At 45.6% G+C, this 17,450-nt stretch carries 12 protein-coding genes and 2 tRNA genes; 4 read left to right on the top strand and 10 right to left on the bottom strand.

Going from position 1 to position 17,450, the window contains the following annotated elements:
• The 4 genes from GZK95_RS17300 to GZK95_RS17285 all read right to left on the bottom strand — a co-directional run bounded on the left by GZK95_RS17300 (nt 1) and on the right by GZK95_RS17285 (nt 7,649).
• Nucleotides 1–2,052, bottom strand: a complete 2,052-nt coding sequence (locus GZK95_RS17300) for an ATP-binding response regulator (protein ID WP_075715928.1) — start codon at nt 2,050–2,052, stop codon at nt 1–3.
• A 164-nt stretch (nt 2,053–2,216) separates the two neighbouring features.
• Entirely contained in the window at nt 2,217–5,261 is a 3,045-nt protein-coding gene (locus GZK95_RS17295) for an AAA family ATPase (RefSeq protein WP_075715927.1), read from the bottom strand.
• Nucleotides 5,262–5,264: 3 nt separating this feature from the next.
• Entirely contained in the window at nt 5,265–6,404 is a 1,140-nt protein-coding gene (locus GZK95_RS17290; protein ID WP_075715926.1) for an exonuclease SbcCD subunit D, read from the bottom strand.
• A gap of 159 nt (nt 6,405–6,563) precedes the next feature.
• Nucleotides 6,564–7,649 carry a ketoacyl-ACP synthase III gene (locus GZK95_RS17285; RefSeq protein WP_075715925.1) on the bottom strand — a complete coding sequence of 362 codons (1,086 nt, stop codon included), beginning with the start codon at nt 7,647–7,649 and terminating at the stop codon, nt 6,564–6,566.
• Nucleotides 7,650–7,900: 251 nt separating this feature from the next.
• Between GZK95_RS17285 and trxC the strand changes: the two genes are divergently transcribed.
• Together trxC and GZK95_RS17275 are read left to right on the top strand one after the other, a co-directional pair.
• A complete protein-coding gene (gene trxC / locus GZK95_RS17280; RefSeq protein ID WP_075715924.1) occupies nt 7,901–8,335 on the top strand; it encodes a thioredoxin TrxC in 435 nt (144 codons plus the stop codon).
• Between the two features lie 548 nt (nt 8,336–8,883).
• The gene (locus GZK95_RS17275; protein ID WP_075715923.1) at nt 8,884–10,044 is read left to right on the top strand and encodes an MFS transporter; all 1,161 of its coding nucleotides are present in this window, start codon (nt 8,884–8,886) and stop codon (nt 10,042–10,044) included.
• Nucleotides 10,045–10,089: 45 nt separating this feature from the next.
• Here GZK95_RS17275 and GZK95_RS17270 read toward each other — a convergent pair whose 3' ends face one another.
• Nucleotides 10,090–10,485, bottom strand: a complete 396-nt coding sequence (locus GZK95_RS17270) for a nitrous oxide-stimulated promoter family protein (protein ID WP_075715922.1) — start codon at nt 10,483–10,485, stop codon at nt 10,090–10,092.
• 165 nt (nt 10,486–10,650) lie between these two features.
• Here GZK95_RS17270 and GZK95_RS17265 point away from each other — a divergent pair, with 165 nt between their 5' ends.
• Entirely contained in the window at nt 10,651–11,085 is a 435-nt protein-coding gene (locus GZK95_RS17265; protein ID WP_075709060.1) for a DUF4174 domain-containing protein, read from the top strand.
• A gap of 69 nt (nt 11,086–11,154) precedes the next feature.
• Here the strand turns inward: GZK95_RS17265 and GZK95_RS17260 are convergent, their stop codons facing one another.
• The 5 genes from GZK95_RS17260 to GZK95_RS17240 form a co-directional block, all read right to left on the bottom strand.
• Nucleotides 11,155–11,712 (bottom strand): PqiC family protein, encoded by a 558-nt coding sequence (locus tag GZK95_RS17260; protein WP_075715921.1) that lies wholly within the window; start codon nt 11,710–11,712, stop codon nt 11,155–11,157.
• Nucleotides 11,709–13,358, bottom strand: a complete 1,650-nt coding sequence (gene pqiB, locus GZK95_RS17255) for an intermembrane transport protein PqiB (RefSeq protein WP_075709714.1) — start codon at nt 13,356–13,358, stop codon at nt 11,709–11,711. The genes GZK95_RS17260 and pqiB overlap by 4 nt, the downstream gene beginning before the upstream one ends.
• Entirely contained in the window at nt 13,351–14,655 is a 1,305-nt protein-coding gene (locus tag GZK95_RS17250) for a paraquat-inducible protein A (protein ID WP_075715920.1), read from the bottom strand. Before GZK95_RS17250 ends, pqiB begins: the two co-directional genes overlap by 8 nt.
• 199 nt (nt 14,656–14,854) lie before the next feature.
• Nucleotides 14,855–14,928, bottom strand: a tRNA-Cys gene (locus tag GZK95_RS17245).
• A 147-nt stretch (nt 14,929–15,075) separates the two neighbouring features.
• A tRNA-Leu gene (locus GZK95_RS17240) sits at nt 15,076–15,162 on the bottom strand.
• Between the two features lie 420 nt (nt 15,163–15,582).
• On the opposite strand from GZK95_RS17240, the gene GZK95_RS17235 reads away from it, so the two are divergent.
• Nucleotides 15,583–17,169 (top strand): methyl-accepting chemotaxis protein, encoded by a 1,587-nt coding sequence (locus GZK95_RS17235; protein WP_075715919.1) that lies wholly within the window; start codon nt 15,583–15,585, stop codon nt 17,167–17,169.
• Nucleotides 17,170–17,450 lie beyond the last annotated feature (281 nt).

The raw sequence follows: 17,450 nt of genomic DNA, 5'->3' as shown, positions 1-17,450 counted from the left end.
TTAAAGCCACTGGACAACTTTCCTCATCAAGTCCTCACTGTTAGCGGGTTTGATGAGGTAATCATTAATCCCTGCACGATAAATCAAATCCGCCATTTCTAGCGAAGAGTCACCGGTATAGCCAATGATTGGCAGTGAAATAAACGCAGAGTCCTCTTCGCGCATCATTTTTGCGGCGGTCAAACCATCCATCGTCGGCATCTCAATATCCATCACCACCAAATCTATTGGTGACTGATTCAATATATCCAGCACCTCTTGACCATTTTGCGCCTCTACCACCGAGAAGCCGTATTTTTTCATCAGAATTGCCGTATAGGCGCGAATAGAGTGATTATCATCAGCGATAAGTAACGTTTTGCCTTGATAATACCCATGCCCCACTTCTAACTTGCGACAACTTGCTGGCGACTCAAAGCACAGCATATCAATCACATCAGAGCACTGGCTGATAAATCTCACCTTATCAATCGGAAAAAACTCTACGCTGCGCTCTAGGTCGTAGCTGTAAATTGACTCTTTATCATATAGATAGACAATACGACCTTGAGTGAAACTGAGCTTTTGTTCGAGCCTGTCGAACAGTGACTGATTAGCAATGCGGTGATCCAAATCAACGATGATCAAGTCGCACTCAAATTCAAACTCCTCTCTTTTTAACGCTTGGTTAAGGCTGATATGCGTTAGGTTAAAGCCGAGGTAAAATTCGCTATCATCAAGCGCTCTAAAGCGAGAATTTAACTCACCAATATAGAGCACCGTTTTGTTTTTCAGCATATCGAGTTTGATTTTGTTGACCGCTGAAGATTGGTACGTAGGAAACGTCAACGTAAACTCAGTAAACTGATTCAACTCTGAACGACAACGGATCTCACCGCCCATCGCTTGCATAACTCTCATGCAAAATGGCAAACCTAAGCCGTGACCACTCGCTTTACCCTGAGTATAGAAGTCGTCAAATATCTGTTTGCTCACCTCAGAGCTCATGCCCACGCCATTATCACGCACAATAAGTTGGTTAAAGCCGTTGTAACTTACTAACTCGATGGAAATAGCAAAGTTGTCTCGCTTACCATGGAAATAGGCATTTTTCAGTAGGTTATATAAGGTGTACTTAACCAAGGTATCACTACCAAAAAAGAAGAAGTCTTGCTCTAGATTCGCGTGCACAAACGCGTTGTCGCCCCGACTTGGATAGGAAAAGCTTGTGAGTGCCTCTTCGACTACTTGCTGCATAGAATGCTTACGGTAGCGAGCATTAGTGATACGGTTTTGATCGATTGAGGTTAGCAGAAGATCAATTGTTTCCGTGCCACTGCGAATCGCTTCATTGGCCTGAAGGATGACTTCGTTTGCCATATCGAGCGCTTGGGAATCAATAGCATGCAGCTCATTCTGATTTGCTGAGTTAGTTTTGTTCGGTAATAACGATTCAAGCACATCGAGTGATGCTTTAAGTGCGCTCAAAGGGTTACGCATTTCATGGGCAATTGCGGCACCAAATGACTTCGCCAGCGAAACTCGAACCTCATGCTCACTTTGGCTACGCAGATAAAACAAGTTACCAAACAGATAAGTAAAAATAAAAATCGCCACATAGGGCCATATAACGTGTTGATTGATAACCTCAAAATTAGGGCCGTAGACAATCAATAGTGAAGCAGACACCGCGACAAACGTCTGCAACAGGAGTAACCCCGTTCGATAGACAACCAACACATGAATAAGTATCGACGCCAGAAAAGACATCACCCATACTTCTGACCAGCCATTTTTAAACATCATATAAGAAAAGAAAAACGGCAGACCGATAGGAATGCAAAAAGCAAAATAGAGCGGTAAGAAACGCTGAAAATGCGCAGGGATAAATTGTCTAAGTGCAATAACCCCAAAAATCAACGCGCAAAATATGCGTAAAGGTAGTGATTCATAAGGCTGCGGAAAGAGATGATTCCAGATGTAATAATAGCCCGGGTAACCAAGAAACCCCATCCAACCTATCACGGTCAAATTTGGCTCAGCGTACTGATATACCTTACGAACCGATTCCATTTAGTGTCTCAATTATAATTAAGTGTGCGAGTGCAACATCTAGCCATGAACCTAGTTTAATTGATAAACATCACAAAATGAAATGCAAGCAAAGCAAAATAAGATTTAAATCACTCACTCAAAGTCTCACCTGAGAGCGAGTGATCATTTCAACGCAATGACGTCTAAATCGAACAGCCTTGCAGTTGAATGTGACTACCGGTGCGATCCGCATGAACGTCAATACGAAGCGGCATTTGCTCTTTGAGTTCACTCACGTGGGAGATCAAACCTATGGTTCGTCCTCCTTGTTGTAAGTCAATCAAGGTCTGAATCGCTAAATCTAATGATTCAGGATCCAAACTGCCAAAACCTTCATCAATAAACAGCGTGTCCAAACGAATGCCACCACTGTAGGACTGAACTACATCTGACAAACCTAATGCTAACGCCAGTGCTGCCATAAATGACTCACCACCAGACAACGTCGCCACATCGCGCAGCTTGCCTGAATAGCCATCTTCCACCATTAAGTCCAAACCTGAGCCAGCGATACCTTTTGCGCGCTCCTCTTTACGGCGCAGTTCGTAACGCCCCTTACTCATAACGCGCAAACGCTGTGATGCTTGAATCAAGACATCATCAAGCAATACGCCAAGCACAAATCGGTGGAGACTGACTCTCGCTCCAGTGCGCCCATTGGCGATATCACTAAGCGTGCCAATCACTTGGTACTCAGCTTCAAGCGCTTGGTTTTGCTGATACAGTTGCTTCAAAATGGTCGCAACTTTATTGAGATTGTCCAATTGTGACTGCAGTTTGGTTACAGCATCTAACTGAACTTGGTGAGCGGTTTGCGCATCATCAAGAGACTGTTGCAACACGCCGATATCTGGCAACGCTTGTTCTGCTAACTCTTGCTCTAGTGTTTCAAGCGCACCATTTAGTGTTGATGTACGCTCTGCAAACTGTGCCAATTGCTGTTCAATCTCTTCAATTTGCTTCGGCTCTAAGCGCGCGTCTAAATACGCTTGCTGGTGATCAAACTGACTCTCTTGAAGTTGTTGCTGCCATTGTGTTTCAGACGACTCCAGAATACTTAACGCCTCATTAAGCTGCTTTTCATTTTCTTGCTGCTGCGTTTTCACCGCGACCATCTGAGTATGCAAAGCATCGCTCTTTAGCTTGGTTTGCAGCTCTGCTTGTTGCAGTTTTTTTATTTGGTCATCAAGCTGGGCAATCATCTGTTGAACATGTGCACCGTCTTGCTCTTGTTGCGAAAGGTCTTGTAGCAAGTTGGCTAAGCTTCCTTCTAGCTTAGCCACCAACTGTTTGGCATCAAGCCACTGTTGATTGGCTGTTTCATCTTGCAACTTTAGGTTATGCAATGATTGCTCTGTAGCTTGCAACTGCTGAGACACCTGCTCAACAGCATTAAGATTCAGCTCGGCAATCTCTTTTTCTAGCTGGATGACTTGTTGCTGCACCCAATCCTGAGGCTGCGGATTTTCACCCAACTGTGCCAGCCAACCTTTAACGGCTTGCTCGACTCTATCGACATCTCTTTGCGCGGTTTGAAGTGCCAATGACGCTGATTCTTGCTGATTAAAGCATTGCTGCTGCTTGGCACGCGCATCATCGACTTGCGCTTTGCTGACCTCTTGCTCAGTAAACTGAGCGGGCTGAGGATGCTCATGACTTCCGCACACTGGACACGGCTGCCCCTGCTGAAGCGTTTTTGCCAACTGGGCGGCTTGCGAAGTGTGCCAATAGAATTCTTGTTGATCAGCAAAGCGTTTTGCTTGCTCAAACTGCGCTTTAACTTGCTCAAAGTCTGTCAGTTTAGCTTGATAAATAGTATGAAACTGCTGCGCTGCCGATTGGGTATTAGCGAGCTCTTGGTAGTTTTTCAACTGCCCTTGTAATTGCTTAAGCTCCGCTTGCTTGGCAGGTAATGTTGCTAAGCTGTCTTTTGCCGCTTGCAGTTGCAGCTGCTGGTTTTTGTACGCCTCTTCAAGCAAAGCCAACTGTTTGGCGTTTTGCTGACGAACTTGCTCAAACTGCTGCTGAGTGCTGAGCGCTTGGGTTAATTTAGCTTGCTCTTGATCGCGCTGGCTTAGGCGCTTCGCAATCTCATTGAAATTGAACAGCTGTTGAGTCAACGCAGGCACAGCTTGAGCATCTAAACCGGCTTGATCCGCAGCGGCTTTCGCTTGATTAAACTCTGCCGACACTTGGTCCAACTGACGCACGCCCTGCTCAAAAGCGGCACTTGCGCTCACTTGCTTTTGCTTAGCTTGTGTCCATTGATTGAAAGGCAAATGCAACGCTTGTGCCTGCTGCGCAAGTTTTCGTTTTGCCGCCAACGCGTCCATTGCTGGTCGCTGCGCGAGATGGTCATTGCGACTTGCCACCAGCTGGTCGCGCTTAGTGATTTTAGCTTGTAGATCGTTAGCCGCTTTATATTGCGCTTGTGCCGTCTCCAATGCATTGCGAACGATAGACAGCTGCTGATTTGCCGCAGCGATTTGAGGGTGCACCTCTTCGATCTGCTGATTGAGCTCATCTTCCGTCGAGACTCCTGCAACATCCAATGCGCCTTTGATCTGATTGTCAAACTCATCTTTTGCGCGGCGTATATGAGCAGCTTTATCCAACAACGCTTTTTCAATGGCGACATAGACATGTGTTTGAAACAACTGACCAAAAATCTGTTCACGCTCTTTTGAGTTAGCGATGAGTAGCTCACGGAACTTGCCTTGTGGCAGTACCATCACTTGACGGAACTGCTTTACATCTAAGCCAATTAATTCACTGATGGCTTTGGCGACGGGGCTTGGCTTGTTTGCCAGCAATGCCTCTTGCTCGTCAATGCGATATAACACCGCCGTATGCTCTTTTTTGGTTAAACCATCACCACGTTTTTTGGGTAACATTTGCGTTGGCGAGCGTTCAATACGGTATTGCTTGCTGCCCAGCGAAAACTCGAACACTACCTCTGTTGGCATATCAAGCGGGGCATGATCACAGCGCATTTGCTCGCCCGTGCGCTCGCTGCCTGTAGTCTCTCCATAGAGAGCAAAGCAAATTGCATCAAGAATCGAACTTTTTCCTGACCCCGTCGGGCCATTAATTAGAAACAGTGGGGATTGACCTAGCTCGGTAAAATCGATCACCTGTCGACCAGCAAACGGCCCAAAAGCTTGAATAGTGAGTTTTAACGGCGTCATCGACTAGACCTCTTGCTGGCGAGTTAATTGTGAAATAATGTCACTGACTGCCGACTCTTGATCAGCAGTGAGAGGTTCCTGTTTGGCTTCAAGAAAGAAGTCTCTAAACATATCTAACTCGCCACGCGCCAAACGCGCTTTGCCCATCTGTTGATCCACACCAATCAGCATGCCTGGCTTTTCAAGATGTAAAATGTTGGGGTATACCTTTCTGAGCTTTTCCATCGGGTCAAGAATCGCGTGCTTATCCGTTAAACGAGCCAAGATATAATCATGGTTATTCGCATCGGTTTTACCTTGTTCGATTAACTCTTCTAACTGCCCTTCGATAATACGCATTTGATGCGGCGCTGTTAGAGGAACATGAGTGGCGGATTTAAAGCCGTGTTCGTCCAACTCGACCAGTGTCATACCTTTGGCTTGGTGCTGTTCAGAAAAACTGTACTTCATCAATGACCCGCTGTAGCGGATATACTCCTCGCCTTTTTTCTGTGGTTGATGAAGGTGCCCTAAAGCCACATAGTCAAATGGTCGAAAATGCTCATGACTCACACGGTCAGAGCCGCCAATCGAAAGTGGGCGTTCTGAGTCAGACTCAATCGCGCCATCAACAAAACAATGACTTAGCAATACATTTTTCTGCTCTGGTTTGAACTGTTCAACGATAAGCTGTGACAACAGTTGATGCGCTTGATCGTGGTCTTTAGCGGGCTGTTTGGTATGGTGGCGAACCAACTCAGGGTCGTTATAAGGCATCCCATAAAACGCAACCTCACCAATAGAACTATCGATAACCACTGGCTTAAGCATATCGTCAAAATTAGCAATAATATGCAGCCCTGAAGCTTTCATTTGGCTTGATGCAAAACCAAGCCGCTGCGCACCATCATGGTTGCCCGGAATCATAATCACCGGTAAAGAAAGCTCTCCACACACGGTTTCGATAAATTGGCTCATCACCTCAATAGCAGCGGTAGGCGGCACACTGCGGTCATAAATGTCCCCAGCAATGACCAGCGCATCCACAGGATGGGCTTGGATATAGGTAATAATCTGTGCCAGTACGGCTTGCTGATCTTCTAATAGAGATATGTTGTGAAACTGTCGGCCTAAATGCCAATCTGAGGTGTGAAGGAACTTCATTTGCGCCCTAGCTTTGCTGACTGAGTAATGGTCTTCTAATCACGCAATTTTACCACTCCTCGCAAAGAGTCACTATAGCTATACTCGCGCTCGCTTCAAACTTAGTCACAGAGATGCGGATATATCGACAACTCCATGACCAAGTATTATGCGCTTAAGTTAAACGGGTTTGTTTTTACACTGTTCAATCGCGTAAGACAGCAGTTCAAGCGCACTGCTGTGACACTCGCTTAACTGCGCGTCACTATGATTAATCGGTGTAACACGCTCACCCCACTTAATGTGGCCAGCCCCCCAAGTTAAGCCTGCGCCAAACGCTGCCAAAAGTAAGTTGTCACCGGGTTGAACTTTGCCCTGCTCAAGTGCTTCGCACAACGCGATCGGAACGGTCGCTGCGGATGTATTGCCGTAATTTTGAATATTAACAAACGCTTTCTCTTGGCTAATTCCTGCCATGTCACACAAGGTTTGAATAATACGGATATTGGCTTGATGAGGGATGACAACATCCACTTGCTCTGTCGACAAACCACTGCGAGCCAACACCTTGTGAGCCGCCGCGCCCATGCCTTTCACTGCGCGTTTGAAAATTTCTTTACCAACAAAGTTAAATTCCCAGTAACCATTGTCAGCGGCAAATCGCTCCATTGAAGTACCAAATTTAGGCACGGCAAGGATATCACGTCCTTGAGAGTCGCAGCCCAACTGCGCGTGTTGCAAGCCAACAACCTGTTCGGTTTTGCTCAGCACCACTGCACCAGCACCATCACCAAACAACACGGCAGTGTCTCGCTGCGTCCAATCGATATAAAACGAAAGACGCTCTGCACCAATCACCAACGCGTGATTGTAGTTACCCGCTTGGATAAGACGCGTTGCAGTCTCAAGCCCGTAAACGAAACCCGTACATGCTGCGTTTAAGTCAAATGCCGCAGCACCTTTGATACCTAGGTTTTGCGATACTTTTGACGCAATATTTGGAATTAGTGAGTCAGGTGAACACGTCGCGACAATGATTACATCAATTTCTTGGGCGGTAATCCCCGCACACGCTAAAGCGTGCTGCGCGGCAACGGTTGCCATTTCAGAGGTGTCAGCATGGCTAATACGACGTTTTTCAATACCCGTTCGAGTTCGAATCCATTCATCAGAAGTTTCGAGGAAGGTACTTAAGTCGTCATTTGAAAGTTGGGCCGGAGGTAGGCACTTACCCCAACCGCTTATTTCTGCGTAATAGTTGGTCATTATCTGCCTTTATGTTTTTATTTTAACCTAGTTAGTATACCCAAGTCGCTTCAAGAAGCGAGTTCCAACCTATGTCATTCACCATATACTTGTGTGAAAAACAAAACCGCCACACCCAGTTCAAACGTCTTCATCTTACTGTGATTTAGGTATATAACTATACTCAAGCACCTTGAGGTTATTTGAGGATGTTCACTCAAGTCACCCAATGTGATTCGGCAAGTTAAAACAAAATCAAAAGAGAAAGCGTCATGTCTACATTCAACACTCGTTGCCCTTCTTGTCAGGGCGTTAATCGCGTTCCAAGTGAACGTATCGGTGAAAGCCCAAAATGCGGTAAGTGCCAACAGCCACTACTTGATGGTAAACCTGTGGAAGGAACTGAACTCAATTTCACCGCGCTGCTTAACAGTGACCAACCCGTTGTCGTTGATTTTTGGGCGCCATGGTGCAATCCATGTGTTGGCTTTGCCCCTGTGTTTGAGCAAGTCGCGCAGGAGTTAGCCGGTCAAGTTCGCTTCGTAAAAATCGATACCGAAGCCCAGCAAAACCTTGCGGCTCAGTACCAGATTAGAAGTATTCCAACCGTTATGGTGTTCAAAAACGGTCAGCGAGTTGATGTTATCAACGGAGCCCTACCAAAAAGCCAGTTTTCACAATGGTTAAGTGCAGCGGTACTTAAATAAGCCCTTGCCACAGTCAATATTGAACAAAAAGCATAAATTTATCTAATCCGAACCACTTAACAACATTAACGACTCAGCTCAGCGAAATTCGTTGAGCTGATTTTTGTCTACTACGCTTATCTCGATAGAAAGCGAACTCTAAAATCGCGATCGTGTGGAATGGAAAATCTGTCAAGTCACCTAAAGAGTTCCCACGGCTAATTCGGTAAATCAATCAGCTAAACGTCACTCACCAAACAAGATAAAACACCTACTAGCCCCTTCACTGGCAAGATAACCACTATTTCCTAGGATTAATTTTACGAAAAAACCTCGAACTCCTTTTATCACAAAGGATAAATCTATCTATCGACAATTCATTTTATGCAATAAAAGAAGAAAATTTGCATGTATTTTCGGCTTTTTGCATATAATTATCTACCTAGGATAACGATAGATTTATTTTGTCGTAAAGGACAAAACATTTCATTTTACGCCTGTTCAAAAAATCCCCATAGTCCCGCCCATAAACCACCGATTTTCCACCCAAATTTTTAGAGGACACTACATTGGAAAACACTCTTGCCACTGCTCCTAAAGCTCGCATTTCAGTCCCTGTGATTGCGCTGGCTCTGTATGCGGTTGCGTCTGGCTATTTAATGAGCCTAATTCCGCTAATGCTTCCACACTATGGTTTGGATAGCTCGTTAGCGAGTTGGTTAGCCAGTGTGTTTTATGCCGGTCTTCTTGTTGGTGCGATGGTGTTTGAGCCAATCGTGAATAAGGTTGGTCACCGAAAAGCATTTATCGGCTGTTTGATCGCGTTTATCGCTACCATTATTGTATTGCCTACTGCGATCTACACCTCTGCATGGCTTACCTCTCGTTTTGTTGCAGGCGTCGCCGTAGCTGGTGTGTTCGTGATTGTTGAGTCTTGGCTGCTTCACGGCGACGAAAGTGCGCGTGCAAAACGCCTTGGTCTATACATGGGTTCGCTATATGGCGGTAGCTCATTAGGTCAACTGGGTATCGGCTTCTTGGGTATTACTGGAAGCATTCCCTTTATCGCGATCCTAGCGTTGTTGACTCTGGCTATTTTGGTCTTGATGTTTGGTCGTAGCGATCAACCAGAAGAAGGCCAAAGCAGTGCACTATCGCTTAAGCAAATTAGTAAATTAAACCATGCTGCGATCATCGGGTGTATTGTTTCAGGTCTAACATTAGGCGCTATTTATGGCCTAATGCCAGTTGAACTACATAACCGTGGTATCGCCAACGAAAACCTTGGTGGCCTAATGGCGCTTGTTATCCTTGGCGGTATGGCGGTGCAACCTCTTGTTCCTTGGTTCTCAAAGTTCTTGGGTCGTACTTTGCTAATGGCGATGTTCTGCTTGTTGGGCGTGGCATCTATCAGCATGGTTGCGATGAACGAGACTATTCACGTACTTGGCGTGAGCTTGTTTATCCTTGGTATGGCGGTATTTGCGCTTTACCCTGTGGCAATCAATTTGGGCTGTGACAAACTTGACCCTGCATACATTGTGTCGGTCACTCAAGTGATGCTATTTAGCTACAGTGTCGGCTCAGTTGCAGGTCCTGTACTGGCTGATAGCTTTATGATGGGTGAACAAGGTCTATTGGGTTACCTATTTGCAGCGCTGCTAGCAACGTGCATCTACATGCTACTTGCGAGTATCAAAACTAAGCGCCAAGCAATGGCAGGCGAATAAACGCCACAAAACATGAATCTTTTGATAAGGGAGCAACACGCTCCCTTATTTTTTGCCTCGCTGATGACGGTTTGATTGATTTGCAGCAGGCTTCGTCGTGGGTACTGGTCGCCGTTCATGCAGCAGATGACGAATCGCTAAAATGGGATGAGGCAGCAGCATTCTCGGCCCAGAAAAACGCATAACCGCTTTCATATCTGCTTTTGGCTCTGGTTTGTAACAATGAATTGGGCAACGATTGCAGGTTGGTTTGTTTTGACCGTAGGGGCATCGGTCTAGGCGCACTTCTGCGTAATCAAGCAGTTGCTGGCAGTCCGTACACAACTCCTCCCCCTGCTCGCGCTGATGATGGCTCTGACAATAGATCCTCATCATGTACGCCACCGTTTGATACTCTTTGAGTAACTCACCGATTAGGATGTCTGATTGGGGCTTGGCCATTGTTCTTTACGCTTACTATCAATCTCTTCTTTTATCTATTTTATCACTAAGCTGACGGCGAGTGTCAGTTTTGTCCTCCCCCTAGGCGCAATGACCACTGCTACATTGCACTATACTGTTCGTATACAAGGAGAATGAATACCAGTAGTGATGTAGGAACTTTATATGATCCGCCTAATCATTTTTCTCGCGTCTATCGTCTCTGCAACTGCCTTTGCCTATCCGTACTATGGGCAACATTGGCCTCATCGCAGCGTCATTTATTTTGCTCCCTCGCAAGATGAGCATGTTGCGCAGTTTGAACTTGAGACACTGCTCAATGACTGCGCCTTATCCAGCCGTGACATTGTCACTCTTGTTATTACGCAAGATGGTTATACGCAACCAGAATGGGTAGAGCAGCAGTTTGATTTAGGCGCACTATTTAACCTTTATCGAGTTAACCCCGATGAGCATACCGCGATTTTAATCGGCAAAGATGGCACTGAAAAACTACGTTGGGGAAAATCCACCGATTGGCCGATGGTAAAACAAACGGTCGACGCCATGCCAATGAGACAGCAAGAGATGCAAAACAAACAAGACCCATGTTCAATTTAACGGAAGTGACGCGATAGCCAATAGCAAAGAAGAGCCATTTGGGCTCTTCTTTTATTACTGGTAGACATGTTAAATCTGCTTGCTCACGTCAGAAACCGTCAAACTTAGCGCTTGGCTTAGCGCCGTCACTAACGCGGCATAGCCATCCTGATCTAAAGCCACCGTGTGGTTAAACCCTTCACCTTTGATAATCTCGCCTGACTGGCTCAGTAATAGCCATTCGCCAGAAACTTCGGCATTTCCCGCGACACTACCGTTAAACTTATCAAGCTTAATTAAAAGCTTAGGCTGATCGGCTAGCTTTAATGAAGGATTAGGGTCAACCGGCCAATATTGGCTTTGCATCGTTCGTAGCATCGCGATCACTTGGCGCTGAACCATATCACCGGCATCCATCGCCCATGTGTTTTGCTTCGCTTCGACAACTTCGGTGCTCGATGTTCGATAAACGATGCCATTCACATCTAAGTAGGGCGCAAGTTCGACCTCCACCACGAGCAACGGTGCGCTGCTCGTGACCAGATTGGTCTGGTTTACATCAGGCAATAAATAGCTTTGATGGCTCATTGCCGATTGACCAGCACACCCTGCCAGCAAAAACACACACCCTAATAATACTCTTTTCATTTTGTGCTTCCTTTTTGTGGCAGAGGATCTGCATTGTTATCTTCACCAAAGATCAACACGTCCGGTTTTTGATCAATTTTTTTCAATACTGGCTGCAGAGCCTTCATGGTTTTTTCTAGCTCGATTAGGCTATCATCAAGGTTTTGATAAACGCTCGAATTTGAGTTGAAGCTATCGAGTGTGCGCTGCAACTCTTGTAAACTCTGCTTCACTTCTTGTGGTAAAGATTGCGTCTCATCGCTCTCAACCATAGTCCGAATGCTATTCATGGTTTTCTCAGCAGCGATTAAGGTTTTTTCCAGCTCAGACAAGGAGCGGTTTAACGAAGACACACTCTCACCCAATGGCAGCTCGCTCAAGTTATTGAGGATTTCCATCATCTTGGTTTGCACCTCGGCCAGTTCACTTTGCATCGAAGGGAACACGGTATAACCATCGATTTCTTGAGTGACAAAATTGGCTTCAGGCTCAACGTAATCCAAATCAACATAGAGCGCGCCAGTTAACAAGCTTCCGGTATGCAATTTCGCTCTTAGCCCATTGGCAAACTCTTGTTTAAACAACGCTAACAGTTGAGCTTTCTCCAACGAGTTATCGTGCTCAAAAATCCGTCTCGGTTCGATTTTGATTTTGACGCCAATCTTACTGACATCCAAACCTTCATCTAATTGAGCTCGCTTCCAAGGCACTTTGGTCACTGTACCGATTTTCAAACCTCGAAACTCAACTGGTGCGCCGACTTTTAAACCGCGCAGCGAATCAGAGAACATCACAACAAACGACAGTGACTGGCGGTAAATGCCTTCTTCAGCATCCCCCTTATCATCATACAAAGGATATTCTTGGTAATCTTTTTCAACCACAACACCTGGGTTGTCTTTTTCAAGTGTTCCGAAACTCACCCCACCACCAAGCAGAGATTCAATCGAATCAATTCGCACCTTGAAACCTTCCGCGTTCAGTTGCAGATCGACCCCTGAATTTAGCCAAAACTGACTCGCCGTGCGCACAAGCGCATCAAACGGTTCAAAGATAAACAGTTGATAGTTCGCAATGCGTTTCTCGGCATCTATGGTCACTTTCTCTACTCGTCCGGCGGTAAAACCTTGATAGATGACTGGGTCACCAACGTTAAGTTGCCCTGCTAACTCATGGTTAAGAATAACGCGGATACCTTGTGCATTCGGTGGTGCAACGGGCGGAACATCCAACACCTCGAAACGTGTTTTGCGTTGCTGTGACTTACCCGGTTGCAGCTGGATATAAGCACCAGACAACAAGGTTTCCAATCCAGAGATGCCTTCTTTGCCTACTCTTGGCTCAACAATCCAGAACTGGCTATCTTCACGCAGCATGCGTTCTGCGTCTTTATCCATCTGCGCTTTCACTACGATGTTTTCATAGTTCGCCCCCAACTTAACATCGGTGACAACCCCTACTTTAACGTTGAGTGACTTGATTTGCGTCTTACCTACTTCAATACCCGACGCATCTGACATGATCAGAGTGACTTCGGGTCCAGTACTGTTGACGTATTCAAATAGCATCCAAATACCGATACCCAGCGCGACCAAAGGCACGAGCCACACAGCAGAAAGATTGGTTCTCGAACTGACATTCGCTTGAACATCATTTTGATCACTCATTGGTTTGACACTCCTTAACAGTGCTGGTGTTGATCCAAAGGCTTCTTGAATCAAACGAAATAGCAGAAAGCATGGTTAATATGACAACCGCTGCAAACGAGAGCGAGGCAGGTCCAGGGGTGATTGCCATTAAGTTATGAAGTTGAACTAAGGCGACAAGAATCGCCACAACAAATATGTCTATCATCGACCAGCGACCGATAAACTCAGTAATTCGATAAAGTTTTTGCCGTTTAATCGCGCGAGCGTAAAGGAAAGCCTTTGGCCGTTTCGCATTCCAATAGATCCATGCCAAGGCGATCATTTTTGCCATTGGTATAAACACGCTGGCGATAAAGATCACCATCGCGATAGGATAAGAGCCGAGTTGCCACAATAAGACTACGCCCCCCATGATAGTAGATGGCGTCTCACTACCTAAACTTGTGGTGTACATAATTGGGTAAAGGTTAGCGGGAACATAGAAAATAATCGCCGCAACTAAATAGGCCCAAGACTTTTGCAAACTGCCACTAAGATCATATCGATGAAGTTTGCTTCCGCAACGTACACATTGGCTCAAATGGCTTGGATTGATTTGATGACATTGGTGGCAATCCAAATGTTTCCCACTTAAATGGTCTTGCCCTGCAGTGACGCCCTCCACCGCAACCGTCGGCTGTAACTTATTCCACAACCAAAACCTGTCAACTAATGAGATGGCTTTAACAACCAGCACGGTATAAGCGCAAAACGCCCAAAAAGAGTACCCCATACCAATATCTGCCATCGCAGCAATTTTAATCAGGCTCACCAAAACGCCAATAAGAAATACATCTGCCATCAGCCAAGGTTCAAAACGGAAAATCCATTTACACATCAAAATCGTTTTGGCACTGATCTTGATCGATTTACCTTGTGACTCTTGTTGCCAGATACGTAAGTAGAGATAAGTCACCGTGACTAGATACACCGCAGGCAGCGCAATCACAGTGAGTAAAAGAAGCAGTGCGAGCGCACTCTGTTCAAATGCATCCAGCATTGCGACGGTATTGATCAAGAAAATTTCTTGCGTAATCCCTTTAACACTAAATGACATAAACGGGAACGACAGGCTGATCAACAGCATGACTAAACTTGCTGAAGCGTAAGCAATCAATGTTTGGCAAGGTTGGAGGCTAATACTGGATAGCGTGTGCATGCATCGGGGACATTTTGCAACCTGCCCTTCCCTAAGTTGAGGCAATTGGGAGACCAATCCACACTCTTCACATGCGATAAGTTGCTGCTGTTGTCTGATTTTAAGCACTCTGTGCATTCTCACTCGTTAGCGTCCATCGAAGGTAATTTTAGTTCGATAGTCCGCTTTTAACCTGCAAAACGTCATTGGTTATGACTTTATACTCAAGTAACGGAAAAATAACGTCATAATTTAGCAAAGATTGCAGACGATTTTACTGTAACCAGATAAAGGAATTGATACAGGAAATACAGAGCGAAGAGAATGTAAAAAAGAATGGAGGCGCCTCCCGGAGTCGAACCGAGGTCCACGGATTTGCAATCCGCTGCATAGCCACTCTGCCAAGGCGCCTTAAATTGTGTTTGATGCTTAAAGAAAATGATTTAACTTATGCATCTGAGTTTGATGATGGTGCCCCGGGCCGGAATTGATGGTCCGACATTTCGGCCGGCCGACACGAAGGAGAAATTTTAATCTCACACATCTTCAATTTTATGATGGTGCCCCGGGCCGGACTTGAACCGGCACAGCGCGAACGCCGAGGGATTTTAAATCCCTTGTGTCTACCAATTCCACCACCAGGGCAACGCAGTTAAGCGATGGAGACACCATCTATTCTGACGACCTTTGCCGTGAGAACGAGGCGTACTTTACCGGAATAATTTTGCGCGTCAACACTATTTTCTTAAATATCAATCGCATGGTCACTTTACGCCCATAACGATCGCGTTTTGACCTTTACCGCCTATTTCCTCAGCAACACGACGCCCAATTATTTACTCACAATGAGCCTTAGCTAGGTGAAAAATAAAGGCTCCCCGATATCTACTACCTAAAGTCTAATTAAATTAGCTCGAAAATATTAGAATAAAAAACCGATTGTTCATAATACGTTCATCATATTGATTTACATCATATACTTGTTTTCTAAACCTTTCTTATGATTGCGTGTGAAAAACTACAAGAACAGATAAAACCGCTTGTTGTCCAACTTATGGAATGAATATGAAAAAGAACAACGCCAATGATGCGCCGCAAGATGCGCATTTAAATAAGGAATACAGTCACACCGTCAACCTGATTTCAACCACTGATCCCTCGAGCTACGTGACCTACGCGAACCACGATTTCTGTGAAATTGCGGGATACAGCGAAGCTGAGTTGCTCGGTAAACCCCATAATGTCGTTCGTCACCAAGATATGCCTAAAGCAGCCTTCAAACAGATGTGGAGCTACTTAAAGTCAGGCAAAAGTTGGATGGGACTGGTAAAAAACCAATGTACTGACGAACAACATTATTGGGTTTCAGCATTTGTTACGCCAATTAAAGATGCTGAGGGCAATATTATTGAGTTTCAATCGGTTCGCTCTAAGCCGGATAGTAGTCAAATAAGTCGCGCTGCCGCGCTTTACAAAAAACTACGCGAAGGGAAAAAAACCAACTTAGTTCGCTTTAATTATCACAAATTATCGCTTGGACTCGCTGCCCTTTTGCTCCTCAGCGCTTTCGCTTTGTCGGTGCTCACACAACACTGGGCTGCATTCGGCGGGCTTGGAATCGCTTTACTATTGCTAATCATTCAGGGGATCCAATACAAGCGTTTTACTTCACTTGAAACGATCGCAAAGCAAGCCTACGACAATCCTTTGATGGAAAAAGTCTACACCAACAAGTTTGATAGCTACTCTCAAGTTGAACTGGCGCTAATGATGCGCAAAGCAGAGCTGAGAGCCATTACAGGACGTGCGACAGAAACGTCTGGTCATATCCTTATCTCTGCTGAAGATGAGTTTGGGACGATTCAATCAATGGGTCAAAGCCTCAACCAACAATGCGCTGAAACCGAACAAGTCGCGACCGCTGTTGAAGAGCTAACTCAATCAATTGCCGAGGTGTCCAACGCTGCCTCAGCCGCTTCAATGATGGCAGAAGAAGCGAATGAACATTCGAGCAATGGCTTAGCTTCCATCGACTCAACGATCTCAGAAGTGAACATGCTGGTGGAAGAGTTAACGAACTCACAGAGCATTATCAATCAGTTAGCGCAAGATACTCAGAAAATCGATGGTATCTTAGAGGTGATCAGCGCTATCTCGGAGCAAACTAACCTCCTAGCATTAAACGCAGCAATTGAAGCGGCTCGCGCAGGTGAAGCTGGCCGTGGCTTCGCCGTAGTTGCAGATGAAGTACGTAACCTTGCCTCGAAAACTGGTTCGTCAGCAAACGAAATTCACACTATGATTCGTCAGCTCCAAGAAACGGCCTCAACTGCGGTCAGTGCCATGGACAAAGGACTAGAGCTTTCTGAGCGCTGTAAAGTTCGCGCCGACGAAACGGGTGGCATGCTGCGAAACATTTCAAACCAACTTGATAATGTGAACGACAGTAGCCATCAAATTGCTGCCGCGGTCGAAGAGCAAGCCTCTGTCACGCAAGAAATTAACCGTAACATCGTCAACATTAAGCAACTGGCAGACGAAACCTCAATGACTTCCCACAGCTCTATTGAGCGCACTCGTCAGCTTGTGGACAGTATCGAAGCATTACAGCGACTGATGGAACAATTCCAAGTCAAAGAGGCTGCCCACTAAATTTCCTTAACTAGGTAGGTTCGCAGAGAACCTACCTCCTCTTCTTTTTTTTGCAACTTTCCTCCATAAAGACACTTTACATACAAAATAAAAAGTTATAAGTTAACTTCATTAACGAGATATTTACGCAGGAGGTAGTTCAAATGACAGAAAATAAAACTAGTCTATTGACGCTTGTTGCCGCTCGTGTAAACCAAATTATTGTAGCTGTCATTATGGTGATTATTCGCTAGGCTGACGGCTATTCTCCGTCAGCCGAAGCTGGCGGAGAGGCATCCTCT

Source organism: Vibrio panuliri (genome assembly GCF_009938205.1).
Lineage (GTDB): Bacteria > Pseudomonadota > Gammaproteobacteria > Enterobacterales > Vibrionaceae > Vibrio > Vibrio panuliri.
The sequence above is the reverse complement of the archived record's forward strand: the minus strand, read 5'-3'. Positions and strand labels throughout refer to the sequence as shown.